A 14,085-nucleotide genomic window follows, 5' to 3' on the forward strand; every position below is an offset into this window, starting at 1 on the left:
CAGGATTTTCGGGGGGTAAAGGGCGATCCGCAAAAAATTCGCAAATCATTGTCTTGAAAGCAATTTAGAGGGTTGACAGGTGTTTCTGGAAATGTAGAATAGCGCGCCTCAGAGACGTGAACGCAGCGATGCAAACAGGTCGAAGAGGCTGAATATGCAGTAGGTTCAGTGAGGTAAATGCCGGATTTATCTGGTGAAGATTTACTGAATTTGTTGTGTTGAAGCGCGTCAAACGCTGCATCTGAAATTGATAGATTTGAAAAGATCGTTCCGTGATAGCTCAGTCGGTAGAGCAAATGACTGTTAATCATTGGGTCCCAGGTTCGAGTCCTGGTCACGGAGCCAATTTCAAGAGGTAGTACCGTCGGGGTATAGCGCAGTCCGGTAGCGCGCCTGCTTTGGGAGCAGGATGTCAGGAGTTCGAATCCCCTTACCCCGACCATTATTTGGGTCGTTAGCTCAGTTGGTAGAGCAGTTGGCTTTTAACCAATTGGTCGTAGGTTCGAATCCCACACGACCCACCATTTTTGACCTGGCTTCATCGGGTTGGATCTTAGGGAGTGACGCCATCCGCGTCACCCGCTCTGGAAACACCTTAGGGTGTTTTCATGTTTCACCGGGGTATAGCGCAGTCCGGTAGCGCGCCTGCTTTGGGAGCAGGATGTCAGGAGTTCGAATCCCCTTACCCCGACCATTTTCGCCCCAGCTGTATCCGGGCAGAAAATACCGCTGAAGCGCCACTCGCGCTGAAGCTACAAAAAAGCGTCCTTCGGGGCGCTTTTTTCGTTTCTGGCATTCATTGAGCGTTGGGCGGGTTATCCCAGTAGGCCTCGATCTGATTCTTCAGATCATCGGGGATCGGTGCGAAGTCCAGCGAACGTGCGTGTTCCTGCCCGCTCTCCAGCGTCCAGCGGAAGAAATCCTGAACAGTCTTCTGACGATCAGCATCTTTCGGCTGCTTGTACATCACGATGAACGTCGCGGCCGTAATCGGGTAAGCGTTTTCCCCCGGCGCGTCGAGCATCGACAGATCAAAATCCTTGGCATTCTTCCAGTCTGCCGTCGCGGCTGCCGCTTGAAAGCTCTCGGTGCTCGGCGTCACGAATGCGCCCGCAGCGTTCTGCAACAGCCCGTAATTCAACTTCTGCTGTTTGACGTAGGCGTACTCGACGTAGCCGATCGAGTTCGGCACCTGCTTCACGTACGTCGCCACGCCCTCGCTGCCTTTGCTGCCCATGCCCACCGGCCACTTGACCGAAGACCCTGCGCCGAGCTGACTCTTCCATTGCGGGCTGACCTTCGCCAGATAACTGACCCAGTTGAACGTGGTGCCAGAATCATCAGAGCGATAGGCGACGCTGATATTCGCGTCAGGCAGCTTCACACCCGGGTTCAGAGCAGTGAGCGCCGGGTCATTCCATTTGTTGATTTTGCCGAGATAGATGGCCGCCAGCACTGGCCCGGTGAATTTCAGCGTGCCCGGTTTGACCGAGGCGACGTTGATGACCGGGACGATGCCGCCAATCACCGAGGGAAACTGCTGCAGGCCAAAGGATTCCAGGTCTGCCGAACTCATCGGCCGGTCAGTCGCGCCGAAATCCACGGCGCCTTCTTTGATCAGTGCAATGCCTGCGCCGGAGCCTATGTACTGATAGTTGACCTTGATCTGGGTCTTCTGGTTGTAGTCGGTGGCCCACTTGTACAGCACCGGATAGATAAACGTGGAGCCGGCGCCGGTAACTTCGGACGCTGCGCCTGCCGTGGCGGCCATGGATAGATTAAGCGCGATGCCAAGGCCTGCGGCCAGCATCAGACGGGAGAGCTGCAACATGGATGACTTCCTGTGATCGAGCGACATCGGGGTGAGATGCGTTGATGGGATCACAGCAAACAGCACGTTTTTATGACAAGGCATGACAGATTTCTTCACCGGCAGCCGGATCAATCGCGACGCCCAGGTCGTTTATTTACGCGGCGCTCCGGTGCGGATTCATGACGCCGGGTATAGACTTCAGGCAGTCTTTCCAGGATCGGCCGTTTATGAAGTCGCCAACTCCTTCATTCGAGCAACAGCGACTTGAAGCGCTGCATCTTCTCGAAGTACTCGACACGCCACCCGAGGTCGCGCTAGACCGGATCACGCGTCTGGTGGCGCAAGTGCTGAACGTGCCAATCGCCCTGATATCGCTGGTGGATCAGGACCGTCAGTGGTTCAAATCCCGAGTGGGGCTTGAAGCGGTGGAACTGCCGCGGGAGGTTGCGTTCTGTGCGCACGCCATCCTTGAGGCCACCGAGCTTGTGGTGCCCGATGCCCTCGAAGACGCGCGGTTCTGCGACAACCTGCTGGTCACCGGTGATCCCCATGTCCGCTTTTATGCCGGCGTGCCCATCCGCACCAGCCAGGGCTTCGCCGTGGGCACGCTTTGCGCCATTGACGCGCGGCCCAGAATCCTCACCCCGGACGAGTTGTCCATCCTCCACGACCTGGCCGAGATCGTCAGCCGCGAAATGCAGCTGCGGGAAAACCTGATGCTGACGCGGATTCAGAAGAATCGCTCCGAGGCCTTGTTTGAAGCCAGTGAGGCGGGGTATCGCTCAATGTTCGAGCTGGCCTCGGTAGGCATTGCGCTGGTAGCGCCCGACGGTGGCTGGATCAGCGTCAACGCCGCGCTGTGTGATGTCCTTGGTTACGCGCCCGATGAGCTCAAACACCTGACGTTTCAGGACATCACCCATGCTGAGGACCTGGACAGTGACCTTGAGATGCTTCATCAGCTGAGTGTCGGTGAAATCAACAGCTACCAGATGGAAAAGCGTTACCTGCGCAAAAACGGTAGCGCGGTCTGGGTCAATCTGAGCGTAACGAAGAAGCTGTCTGAAGCAGGAGAGCTGGAATATTTCATTTCAATCATCCAGAACATTCAAGCGCGCAAAGAGCTTGAGCAGGAAGCCCGGCATGATTCTCTGACCGGTCTGCACAATCGCCGCGCGCTGGACTCCCTGTTGCCCATCGCTCAGGCGCGGGCGGATCGTTCCAGATTGCAAATGGCGCTGATGTTCATTGACCTGGATGGATTCAAAGTCATCAACGACAGTTACGGGCACGATGCCGGTGATGATCTGCTGCGCGCTATCGCCACACGTTTGCAGAGCTGCATCCGCAGGACTGACAGCCTGGTGCGGCTGGCCGGTGACGAATTTATCGTGATTCTCGAAGGCATCACGCCGGGGGTGGAAGAAGCCCGTGAAGTGGCTCAGAAACTCCTCACGGCGATTGCTCAGCCCCTCACGATCAAGGGCGATGTCATTCGCAGCAACGCCAGCATCGGCTTCTCCATGTATGAACCCGGCTCGGGCAAGGCCCCTGACGAACTGATGCGCGAAGCCGACCGCTGGATGTACAAGGCCAAGCATCTGGGCAAGGGGCGGGTGATGCCGTAATGGGCGCGCATTCTCGCGCCCGCCCGGCAAGGCAGGTGTCTGGAATGAGGGAGGGATGAGGCCCGCCGCATTGGCGCGGCGGACCTGCAGGACTCAGCCTTAGTGCAGCTTCATGCGTGGCTCGGTGCCGCGGCCGATTCGGCTGCCCAGCATAAGCATCAGCGTGCGGAACATGCCGTACAGCGCCATCTGGTGCATGCGATACAGCGAGACGTAGAACATCCGCGCCAGCCAGCCTTCGAGCATGACGCTGCCGGTCAGGTTGCCCATCAGATTGCCGACCGCCGAGAACTTCGACAGCGAAATCAGCGAGCCATAATCCTGGTAGCGATACTCCGGCAGCGTGCCGCCCTCGATGCGCAGCTTCAGCGACTTCACCAGCAACGATGCCTGCTGATGCGCCGCTTGCGCACGGGGCGGCACGTTACGGTCCGTGCCTTTTTGCGGGCACGCCGCGCAGTCACCGAAAGCGAAGATGTTGTCGTCGCGGGTCGTCTGCAGCGTCGGACGCACCTGTAGCTGGTTGAGGCGATTGGTCTCAAGACCGGCGATGCCCTCCAGAAACGCCGGAGCGCGGATGCCTGCCGCCCAGACCTTCAGCGTCGCAGGAATCATCTGACCGGTCGCAGTCACCAGGCCTTCGGCTGTTACTTCACTGACCGCCGAATTGGTCAGCACCGTGACGCCCAATTTCTCCAGCGTCTTGTGCACCGGGCCGCCAATACGTTCCGGCAATGCCGGCAGGACGCGCGGCCCGGCCTCGATCACTGTGATGCGCAGGTTTTCCGGTTTGATCTGGCCCAGTCCGTAAGCCGCCAGCTCATGGGCCGCGTTGTGCAGCTCTGCGGCCAGCTCGACACCGGTCGCACCGGCACCGACGATGGCGACGTTGATCTCTTCGGCCACATCCGTTTGGCTCGCGTGGGCGCGCAGGTAGCGATTGAGCAATTGTTGATGAAAGCGCTCGGCTTGCTTGCGGGTGTCGAGGAACAGGCAGTGGTCCGCCGCACCTTTGGTGCCGAAGTCGTTGGTCGTGCTGCCGACGGAAATCACCAGGGAGTCGTAATCCAGGCTGCGCGCCGGGACCAGCTCATTGCCGTTTTCGTCGAGGGTCTCGGCCAGGTGAATCTGCTTGTTCTCCCGATCCAGCCCGGTCATGCGGCCCATCTGAAACTGAAAGTGGTTCCACTTGGCTTGCGCCACGTAGTTCAGCTCGTCCTCGTAAGAGTTGAGCGAGCCGGCGGCCACTTCGTGCAGCAGCGGTTTCCAGATGTGGGTCAGGTTGGCGTCGACCAGCGTGACGCTGGCGGTGCCTTTCTTGCCCAGGGTTTTACCCAGACGGGTAGCCAGCTCCAGACCGCCAGCGCCTCCGCCGACAATCACAATACGATGGGTCATGGGGATATCTCATAAGGCTTAAGGAATTCTGTGTCAGCGCAATCCGCGCGAGCGCAAGGCAGCTCATAGCGTCAGATCGCTCAGTAAACGGCTCAAAGGGCCCGGTCCGAGCACCATTACAAGGAGCATCCAACGCCAAAAGGGTCGGCGCTCGACTTGGGCGGGGAGCTCGAATGTACGCTTCGACACGCGCGGTGTCGGCAGGTTTCAGGGGGCTGATCATTTGAGGCTCTTTATCACTGTTGATCCGGATCAGGAGACCGCGCTGTTGGCTGCGTTAAAGTCCTGGACGCTCGGTTCGATCGGCTCGATACACAAAACGTCGTCCAGACGCACGATGCCGCTTTGTATCACCCGCGCGGTGATTCCGCCATGGCCACGGACGGCCTGAAAAATGCCGTGGCCCAGGCGTTGCTCAAGGCGTGCGCAGGGTTGGCACCAGCCCGTTGTTTCAAAGATCGCCTGACCGATGCGGAAGCGTCGGTTCTTCAGGCTGAACAGGTTGATGCCGCTGATCACGATGTTGCGTCGCAAATCCTGAGGCAACACCGGGTTGTCCTCGGCCCTCCCCATCAACGAGCTGACCACGGCGAAATGCTCCCACTGGATCAGGGTTACCTGTCGAGCGTTACGCGGGCCCGGGCGCGCGTGATCGCCGGTCAGGCCAGCCTCACGGCGTGCTTCCACGGCTTCCAGCTCAACCATCTCGCCTCGGGATTCGGGGCGCACGCCGATCCAGCGCACGCGCCCGCGCTGGGGGACATCGGCGATCAATTCCTGCAACGGGCTCATAAACTGATTCCTACATCAAACACCACGCTGCGGCCCAGATTGGTCCGCAGAAAATCCGGGGCATCCGGATGGGCGAACAATACCCGGGCGAAGGTCGGCCCGACCAGCGAGAGTGATCGCCAGCCTTGGCGCAAATATTCGGTGGGCGGCGGAAAGTGGCTGTTCAGGTCGAGCACCTCGCGCTTGAGGCTGGCGAAGGCAATGATGTCCAGCTCGCCCAAATCCAGGCCGCGCTCTGTGTAGTTGTGGGCCTTTTTGCGCAGGGTTGGCGCCAGGCGCCGGAGCAATTCGGCAGCGGGAATGCGCTTGGGTTTGGCTTCGCGTCGTACCAGTTGGCTGAGGGAAAACGCGCTGCGCCGACGTTGCAGTTCTTCGCGCCACTCATCGTTGAGCCGACGACCTTCATCCAGAACAAAGAACACTTCAAAACACGCATCGCGAAACAGCACGTCCGGCGGCTCTTGCCCGGCAGGCAGGAAGTCGTCGGTGCGATGGGGAATGTTCAGGCCCTGCAGCAACCGTTCGCACACCCAACGCTCGCGCTCCCACTTGCGCGCATTGGACAGAAACGCATTGGCTTGCTCGGCCTGGATCGTCAAAAGACGCAGATAATCGGAGTCATCCATGGCGCCAAGCTTAACGCTCCGGAGGCGAGAAGAAACATGGGGGCCGAGATAAAGTTGGGCTGACGTGACTCAATTCACTTGGGCTCCACCGCAAGTCAATTGCGGGGGCTTGCTAGTTAATGCGGTCTGCCTTCGTCATGAGTGGCGCCTGAATCGCCGCGTTCGCCAGCAAGCTGACTCCCACAGGTTATGTGCCCTACGCTGAATCCCGGACAACCCAGAACTACTGTGGGTGTGAGCTTGCTCACGAAAGCGTCATCATCAATCGGCACATAACCAGCGGATGTACATGCCTTCCCGAGCAAGGTCGCTCCCACGGACATGTTGCCCAGCGGTGGAGCGGGGGCGTCAGGCTTACAAATCCCGCTGCTTCCTGAACTGCCCCGGCGGCATGCCGTGGGCGTGGCGGAAGCGTCGCGAGAAATACGCCTCGTCGGCGAAACCACACAGCCGCGCCACTTCCCCCACCGGTTTGCTGCCGTTAAGCAGCAGCGTGCGCGCCAGGTGCATCCGCCGTTCCAGCACCAGCTCGCTGAAGGTCTTGCCGACTTCCTTGCGCAGCCAGTGGGTCAGGTAGTTGGGCGACAGAAACGCGGCCGAGGCGGCTTTTTTCAGGCTCAGGTCCGGGTCATCGAGGTTCTTGCGCACGTACTCCGACATCCGCGCCAGCGCGTCGCGGCGGCTGCGCTCGGCGGCATTGTCGTCGGCCAGCAGCTTGATCGGCTCAGCGTACAACTGGCAGATCGTGCCGATCAGTTGAAGCAGGCACCCTTTGAGAATCTCCCGCGAGCCGAATTGCCGGTTCGCGTCCAGCTCACGCATGCGGCCCAGCAAATGCTTGATCTCGGCAAAATCAGCGGCGCCCAGCGTGAAATCCAGGTGCTCCTGAAAACGAAACGGCGACAGCTCCGGGGCGAGGGCGATCGCCACGTCTTCGAGGTCCAGCGGGTCGCATTGCAACTGGGGCAGGAGGAAATTCTGGGCAAAATTGATCAGCAGGAAATTGCCTTCCGGTGGATGCGGAATGAGGTGCAATTTATGCGGGAGGATGAACGCCAGCGTGTTGCGCGGGAAGGGCCGTACTACACCGCCGATATGCTGCACGGTGTCGCCGCCGAGGTTGATCTGGATCTGAAAGTACTCGTGGCGATGAGGCGCGGTTTCTGCCTTGCCCTCGGTCTTGCCGCGGATGTAAAAATCCGGCCGCTCACTGCGCTGCTGCATGCCGTAGGTGGGGACGCGATTGATGGAATCCATCGAGTGCTCCTCGTCTTGTGTTTCTTATTGTCGGTCGTCGTATGACCAAATCCAAACTTTTGCTTAGGGAGGAGGCGAGTCGATTTGTCCAAGAATCGTTTTACCGCTCGCCCTCAGCGGACTGCTCTAGCGCAGGCGTTTGCGTGCGCATCCGATTGCTCGGTGCTGTTTTAACACGCGGGCAGTTTTTTGGACAATTCATTACGGGCGGCTGTTGAAATCCAAAAACGTTCTAAGCGTCGGCTTGTTTAAAACCGGTCGTACGATAAGTTGGGGGCGCGCTTCATCACTCGATACCAATAAAAACAATGAGGAATTCTCATGTCGAGCAACCCTGATATTCAGGCGATGGATGCTGTCGTGGCCGCTCCAGTCACCGCCGCTCCCGCCCGCCCGATGACCCACCGCCGCTGGTTCATGTTGTCGCTGTTGCTGATCGCCACGATCATCAACTACGTCGACCGCGTGAACATCTCCATCGCTGCACCTTTCATGGCCAAAGACCTCGGTCTGGACAAGGTCGAGATGGGCCTTATCTTCTCCGCCTTCGCCTGGACCTACGCCTTCGCCCTGGTGCCCGCCGGTTTCATCGCCGACCGGTTCGGTTCGCGCTTCACCTACGGCGCTTCACTTATCTCGTGGTCCGCGGTAACGGTATGCCAGGGCATGGCAGGCGGTTTCGCTTCGCTGTTCGGCTTGCGTCTGGCCATTGGCGCAATGGAAGCACCGGCCTTTCCGGCCAACAGCCGCGCAGTCACGGTCTGGTTTCCGGCGCGGGAACGCGGCATGGCCAGCAGCATCTATGTGTGCGGGCAGTATTTGGGCACGGCGCTGTTCACCGGTTTGTTGCTGTGGCTCGCCACGACCTACGACTGGCGCCACGTGTTTTACAGCACCGGCGTCATCGGCATCGTCTTCGGGATTGCCTGGCTGTACCTGTATCGCGACCCGATGAACTGCAAGAAAGTCAGCAAGGAAGAACTCGCTTACATCGAAGACGGCGGCGGCCTGGTCAAAAGCAGTCAGGAACGAAACAAATTCAAGTGGGCGCAAATTGCCGAGCTGCTGAAATACCGTCAGGTCTGGGCCATCTGCCTGGGCAAGTTCGCCAGCACCTCGGCGCTGTACTTTTTCCTGACCTGGTTCCCGACCTACCTGATTGAAGAGCGGCATCTGACCATGGTCAAAGTTGGCATCTTCGCAGTGCTGCCGTTCATTGGCGCCACGGTCGGCGTGCTGCTGGCAGGCTTTATCGCCGACTGGATGATCCGCCGCGGTTATTCGCTGTCCTTCTCCCGCAAGCTGCCACTGGTGGTGGGTTCGGCGCTCGGCATGTCGATCATGCTGGTCAACTTCACCGACTCCAACGAAGTCTGCATCGCGCTGCTCACAATCGCCTTTTTCGCACAGGGCATCGCGTCATCGTCCTGGGCAGCCGTGTCGGAAATCGCCCCCAAGGAACTGATCGGCCTGACCGGGGGCATCACCAGCCTGGCGGCCAACATTGGCGGCATCGTCACGCCGATTGTTATCGGGCAGATCCTGCATGTCACCGGCAACTTCGCGTGGGCGTTCTGGTTCATCGGCGGGGTCGCGTGTATCGGCACGCTCTCTTATTCACTGTTGCTGGGCCGCATTTATCGCATCGAGCTGAAGGCCCGGTAACCGCTCAAGAATGTGTGTGTGAACTTATGCCGTATTGGGCAGAGGCGTATGCAAATACGCCTTTTTTAATGCCCGCGGTATTGAGTTTTTTAGTCCAGCGCAAACACGGTTTTGTCCAACTTTCCCGTCGGTTGATCCCGTAGTCTGAACTGCAACTGGCGGGATTGAGCGTCTTTCGGTGATAAGGAATTTCATGAGCAACTTTGTATTTGAACCGCCCCGAGTCAGCAGCCTGCCGGTGCATGGCAGCGATGCGCGGTTCCCCGTTGGCCGGGTGTTTTGCCTGGGTCGCAATTACCTGTGGGGCGATGCTGCCACCGCTGAGCGCGAGGTTCCGGCGTTCTTCATGAAACCGGCGACATCGGTGATGGACGCAGTGGGCGAGATCGCGTTTCCGACCCAGACCGACCAGTTTTGCCACGAGATCGAACTGGTCGTCGCCATCGGCAAGGACGGTTTCGAGATAGACGCCGAACATGCGCTGGACCACGTCTGGGGATACGCCGCCGGGCTCGACCTGACCCGTCGCGATCTGCAAATGGCGGCCAAGGCGGTGGGCAATCCATGGGAGCCGGCGAAGGCGTTCGACGGCTCGGCGCCGATCACGCCCATCCGCCCGGCAGGCCGTGACGGCCATGCGCAACAAGGCGCCATCTGGCTGAGCGTCAACGGCGTCGAGCGTCAGCGTTCCGACCTTGACGGCCAGATCTGGTCGGTGAGCGAGGTCATCAGCCAGCTATCCCATTCCATCACGTTGCGCGCTGGCGACCTGATCATGACCGGCACGCCGCCCGGCGTTGCTGCGCTCGAAGCGAGCGACGTGATCAACGGCGGTATCGACGGCGTCGGCGAATTTGAAGTGAGGGTGGGTGAGCGCCGCTGAGCAATTCATCCAGAACAGCCGCATTTTTGATGAGCAACAAGGAGAACAATAATGACTGATCAATCCGTTTCAAAAATTGCCCTGGTCACTGGCGCGGGCAGTGGCATCGGCCGCTCCGTCGCGTTAGGCCTGCTGGAAGATGGCTTCAAAGTAGTGGTGACCGGGCGCCGTATCGAGCCGCCTGAAGAGCTGGTGGCGCAGGCCCGCGAGCAGGGCGGGGAAGCGTTGGCGGTGTCGTGCGATGTGCGTGATCCGGCGAGTGTTGACCACCTGTTCGCCACCATCGAGGAGGTGTATGGCCGACTCGATCTGGTGTTCAACAACGCCGGCGTCAACGCCCCTGCTGTGCCGATGGACGAGCTGCCCATCGAGAAGTGGCTGAGCGTGATCGACACCAATGTGACGGGCGTTTTCCTGTGCAGCCGCGGCGCGTTTGGCCTGATGCGCAAACAGTCGCCCCAGGGTGGCCGGATCATCAACAACGGTTCGATCTCCGCCCACGTGCCACGGCCGTTCACCGCGCCCTACACCGCCAGCAAGCACGCAGTGTTGGGCTTGACCAAGAGCCTGGCGCTGGACGGTCGCGAGTTCAACATCGCCTGCAGCCAGATCGACATCGGCAACGCGCTGACCGAGCTGTCGGTGCGCATGACCAAAGGCGTGCGTCAGGCCAATGGCTCGACAGCGGTCGAGCCGATGATCGACGTCAAGCACATCGCCGACGCGGTGCGTTACATCGCTGCACTGCCGCTGTCGGCCAACGTGCTGAACATGACCGTCATGGCCACCAACATGCCCTTCGTGGGCCGTGGTTGAACCGTCCAAATTCGAGATGAGCGAGATACCGATGAAACCTGAAATCCTCCAGCTAAGCCCGATCCTGATCCCTGACATCAACGCGCGGCTGAACGAGCGCTACACCGTTCGCCCGTATTTCCAGCAGGCCGACAAGGCTGCTTACCTGCGCGAGCACGGCGCCAATATCCGCGGCGTGGTCACCGGCGGCCACACCGGTATCACCCGTGAAGTGATGGAGCAGTTGCCGAAGGTCGAAATCATCGCGGTCAACGGCGTGGGCACCGACGCGATTGATCTGGCCTACGCGCGGGACCGTGGCATTCGCGTCTCGGCGACAATCGGCGCGCTGACCGAAGACGTCGCCGACCTTGCCATCGGTCTGCTGATTTCAGCCTGTCGCGGGCTGTGCACGGGCGACCGATATGTACGCTCCGGCGCATGGACCAAGACCGCGACGCCGCTGGTGCCGCTGCCACTGGCGCGTCAATTCAGCGGCATGCGCATCGGCATCGTCGGCATGGGCCGGGTAGGGCGGGCCGTCGCCACGCGTGCCGCTGCGTTCGGCTGCCCGATCAGCTACACCGACCTTAACGCCATGGGCGACGTGCCTTACACCTTCGTCAGCGATCTGGTCGAACTGGCCGCGCAAAGTGACGCGCTGATCGTGGCGGCAGCCGCCGACAAAGCCAAAGGCATCATCAACGCCAAGGTGCTGGAAGCGCTGGGCGCGCAAGGTTTCTTGATTAACGTGGCGCGCGGCAGTCTGGTCAATGAGCCGGACCTTGTTGCAGCGCTGGAAGCTGGCTCGATTGCGGGCGCGGGGCTCGACGTATTCGCCGATGAGCCCCACGTGCCGGATGCCTTGTTCGCCCTGGAAACCGTGGTTCTACAACCCCACCGCGCCAGCGCCACCGTGCAAACCCGGACGCGGATGGGCGAGATGGTATTGGCGAGCCTGGCGGATGGGCTCGCAGGGAAGGTGCCGGTGGGGAGTGTGGTTTGAAGGGCTTGATTGACTGAGCTGAAACGCGCTGCTCGCAGGGTTGGTATTCCAGACGCCACAGATGCAGCGGATGTTCCTGCCTCTTCGCGAGCAAGCTCGCTCCCACATGATCGGCGCCATACCCAAGAATTCTGGGTAGATCACGGACCTGTGGGAGTGACCGGGGGGCGCTCCACCTTGCTCACGAAAATGGCCTTCCAGCCGCTGAATTTTTAGCGGATGGTCCTATCTCTTTGCTCGCTCCCACATGATCGGCGCCGTATCAGGAATCCCGGGCTGATCAAGGACCTGTGGGACACGCCACGGTTTCGCGCTGTAACACGGCCCCTGTGGGAGTGAGCTTGCTCACGAAGACGGTATTCCAGCCGCTGAAGATTTAGCGGATGTACTTGCCTGTATTACGAGCACGCTCCCCCAACGGCTGCTTTCAAAACGCCCCCGACTCAACCGACAACTCAGCCACCAGAAAATCAATGAACGCTCGGGTCTTCATCGGCACCCGTCGGGACGAGGGGTACACGGCGTTCACCGTAATCGCCGGCGCTTCCCAATCGCACAGCACCGGTACCAGCCGCCCATCCGCCACGGCGCGCTCGATGATGAAATTGGGCAGCAGCGCAATGCCCATTCCCGCCACTGCAGCCTGCGCCAGAATGTCACCGTTGTTGGCGTGCAACGGCCCGCTCACCGTCACCCGCTGTGTTTCCTTGCCGTTGCATAACTGCAGGCTCACGCCACTCTGCAAATAGCCGTAACTCAGGCACTTATGGTGTGCCAAATCCTTGGGCGTCTGCGGCGTGCCTTCGCGAGCCAGATAGTCGGGCGAAGCCACCATGATCCTCGGCGCCGGTGCCAGTGAACGCGCGATCATTGATGAGTCCGGCAGGCTGGCAATCCGAATCGTCACGTCAAAACCGCCCTTGACCGGATCCACCTGCTGATCGCTCAGCACGACCTGCAGCTCAACGTTCGGGTGCAACTCGTTGAAGCGCGGAATCAGCGGCCCCAGACGACTCAGTCCGAACGACATCGGCGCGTTGACCCGCAACACGCCGCGTATCTCACCCATCCCGGTCCGCGCCCGTTGTTCGGCTTCGTCCAGCGAAGCGATGACATCCCGACACGCGTCGTAGTACTCGGCGCCCGCTTCGGTCAGATGCAGGCTGCGCGTGGTGCGCTGCAGCAGCTGCACACCGATGGCCTCTTCCAGCGCCTGAATCTGCTTGCTGATTTTCGAGCGCGGCACGTCCAGTGCGCGGGCCGCTGCGGCAAAGCCATTGGCGCCCACGGTGGCGACAAACGCGCGCATGCATTCGATACGATCCATGACCGTTCCTGATTTGGAAACAATGAGTCCCGATTCTATGGGATTGTTCCTTTGTCGGCCAGCCCGTAAATTCACTCCTAAGCCAGCCAACACGCTTAACCAGCGCAGCGGCTAACCCATAAAGAACTCACTGTTGACCATTTAAGGAATCTACCCATGTCCATTCGCGAACTGCTGAACCCAACCAACGCTGCCCTGATCCTGATCGACCACCAGCCGCAAATGGCTTTCGGCGTTCAATCGATCGATCGCCAGACCCTGAAGAACAACACTGTTGGCCTGGCCAAGGCCGCCAAGATCTTCAACGTGCCGACGATCTACACTTCGGTCGAAACCAAAAGCTTCAGCGGTTTCATCTGGCCTGAACTGCTGGCGGTGTTCCCGGATCAGCAACCGATCGAGCGCACGTCGATGAACTCGTGGGAAGACAAGAAACTGGTGGAAGCGGTCAAGGCGACCGGCCGCAAGAAGCTGATCATCGCCGCGCTGTGGACCGAGGTCTGCCTGAACTTCCCGACGCTGGACGCATTGGCTGAAGGCTACGAGGTGTACATCGTCACTGACGCTTCCGGCGGCACGACCAAGGAAGCGCACGACATGTCGGTTCAACGGATGATTCAGGCAGGCGCTGTGCCGGTCACCTGGCAGCAGGTTCTGCTCGAATTCCAGCGCGACTGGGCACACAAGGAAACCTACGAGGCGGTGATGGAGTTGGTCCTGGAGCACAGCGGTGCATACGGCATGGGCGTCGATTACGCCTACACCATGGTCCACGGCGCGCCGCAGCGTAAATTGGGCTAAAACGCTCGGCCACAAAAAAAGCTTCACGATCCAGGTCGTGAAGCTTTTTTGTTTTTGCGATTTATTGCGGGGAGCGAGCCATACGGCCGCTGAA

12 protein-coding genes, 4 tRNA genes and 1 pseudogene are annotated in these 14,085 nt (G+C 59.9%); 10 read left to right on the plus strand and 7 right to left on the minus strand.

Annotated elements, in window-relative coordinates; genetic code table 11:
• Window positions 1-269: 269 nt before the first annotated feature.
• The 4 genes from AC0Z8Z_RS11565 (at window position 270) to AC0Z8Z_RS11580 (ending at window position 694) form a co-directional block, all read left to right on the plus strand.
• Window positions 270-345: transfer RNA gene (locus AC0Z8Z_RS11565), tRNA-Asn, on the plus strand.
• A 20-nt stretch (window positions 346-365) separates the two neighbouring features.
• Window positions 366-442, plus strand: a tRNA-Pro gene (locus AC0Z8Z_RS11570).
• A 6-nt stretch (window positions 443-448) separates the two neighbouring features.
• Window positions 449-524, plus strand: a tRNA-Lys gene (locus AC0Z8Z_RS11575).
• A 93-nt stretch (window positions 525-617) separates the two neighbouring features.
• Window positions 618-694, plus strand: a tRNA-Pro gene (locus AC0Z8Z_RS11580).
• A 102-nt stretch (window positions 695-796) separates the two neighbouring features.
• Here AC0Z8Z_RS11580 and pstS read toward each other — a convergent pair.
• Entirely contained in the window at window positions 797-1,831 is a 1,035-nt protein-coding gene (gene pstS / locus AC0Z8Z_RS11585; RefSeq protein WP_485619189.1) for a phosphate ABC transporter substrate-binding protein PstS, read from the minus strand.
• A gap of 209 nt (window positions 1,832-2,040) precedes the next feature.
• On the opposite strand from pstS, the gene AC0Z8Z_RS11590 reads away from it, so the two are divergent.
• Complete coding sequence (locus tag AC0Z8Z_RS11590) at window positions 2,041-3,441, plus strand: diguanylate cyclase domain-containing protein (RefSeq protein ID WP_485619190.1); 1,401 nt, start codon at window positions 2,041-2,043, stop codon at window positions 3,439-3,441.
• Window positions 3,442-3,540: 99 nt separating this feature from the next.
• Here the strand turns inward: AC0Z8Z_RS11590 and AC0Z8Z_RS11595 are convergent, their stop codons facing one another.
• The 5 genes and pseudogenes from AC0Z8Z_RS11595 to AC0Z8Z_RS11615 all read right to left on the minus strand — a co-directional run bounded on the left by AC0Z8Z_RS11595 (window position 3,541) and on the right by AC0Z8Z_RS11615 (window position 7,514).
• A complete protein-coding gene (locus AC0Z8Z_RS11595; protein WP_485619191.1) occupies window positions 3,541-4,839 on the minus strand; it encodes an NAD(P)/FAD-dependent oxidoreductase in 1,299 nt (432 codons plus the stop codon).
• A gap of 63 nt (window positions 4,840-4,902) precedes the next feature.
• Window positions 4,903-5,062 (minus strand): annotated as a pseudogene (locus AC0Z8Z_RS11600) (DUF3094 family protein).
• Between the two features lie 29 nt (window positions 5,063-5,091).
• Window positions 5,092-5,631, minus strand: a complete 540-nt coding sequence (locus tag AC0Z8Z_RS11605) for an MOSC domain-containing protein (RefSeq protein WP_122535380.1) — start codon at window positions 5,629-5,631, stop codon at window positions 5,092-5,094.
• Entirely contained in the window at window positions 5,628-6,257 is a 630-nt protein-coding gene (locus AC0Z8Z_RS11610; RefSeq protein ID WP_122535381.1) for a DUF1780 domain-containing protein, read from the minus strand. Before AC0Z8Z_RS11610 ends, AC0Z8Z_RS11605 begins: the two co-directional genes overlap by 4 nt.
• A 354-nt stretch (window positions 6,258-6,611) precedes the next feature.
• Entirely contained in the window at window positions 6,612-7,514 is a 903-nt protein-coding gene (locus AC0Z8Z_RS11615; protein WP_172610640.1) for a helix-turn-helix transcriptional regulator, read from the minus strand.
• A gap of 348 nt (window positions 7,515-7,862) precedes the next feature.
• Between AC0Z8Z_RS11615 and AC0Z8Z_RS11620 the strand changes: the two genes are divergently transcribed.
• The 4 genes from AC0Z8Z_RS11620 (at window position 7,863) to AC0Z8Z_RS11635 (ending at window position 11,863) form a co-directional block, all read left to right on the plus strand.
• Window positions 7,863-9,179 (plus strand): MFS transporter, encoded by a 1,317-nt coding sequence (locus AC0Z8Z_RS11620; protein ID WP_254074922.1) that lies wholly within the window; start codon window positions 7,863-7,865, stop codon window positions 9,177-9,179.
• A gap of 193 nt (window positions 9,180-9,372) precedes the next feature.
• A complete protein-coding gene (locus AC0Z8Z_RS11625) occupies window positions 9,373-10,062 on the plus strand; it encodes a fumarylacetoacetate hydrolase family protein (protein WP_485619192.1) in 690 nt (229 codons plus the stop codon).
• Between the two features lie 51 nt (window positions 10,063-10,113).
• Window positions 10,114-10,878 (plus strand): SDR family oxidoreductase, encoded by a 765-nt coding sequence (locus AC0Z8Z_RS11630; RefSeq protein WP_485619193.1) that lies wholly within the window; start codon window positions 10,114-10,116, stop codon window positions 10,876-10,878.
• Between the two features lie 31 nt (window positions 10,879-10,909).
• On the plus strand, window positions 10,910-11,863 hold the full coding sequence (locus AC0Z8Z_RS11635; protein WP_485619194.1) for a 2-hydroxyacid dehydrogenase: 954 nt from the start codon (window positions 10,910-10,912) through the stop codon (window positions 11,861-11,863).
• 427 nt (window positions 11,864-12,290) lie between these two features.
• On the opposite strand, the gene AC0Z8Z_RS11640 is transcribed toward AC0Z8Z_RS11635, so the two are convergent.
• Window positions 12,291-13,190: a LysR family transcriptional regulator gene (locus AC0Z8Z_RS11640; protein WP_122622750.1), complete on the minus strand. Its 900-nt coding sequence runs from the start codon at window positions 13,188-13,190 to the stop codon at window positions 12,291-12,293.
• A gap of 156 nt (window positions 13,191-13,346) precedes the next feature.
• Here AC0Z8Z_RS11640 and AC0Z8Z_RS11645 point away from each other — a divergent pair, with 156 nt between their 5' ends.
• Entirely contained in the window at window positions 13,347-13,991 is a 645-nt protein-coding gene (locus AC0Z8Z_RS11645) for a hydrolase (RefSeq protein WP_122535388.1), read from the plus strand.
• Window positions 13,992-14,085: the final 94 nt, after the last annotated feature.

Source organism: Pseudomonas sp. 1L-C-7-B-C1, assembly GCF_057291635.1.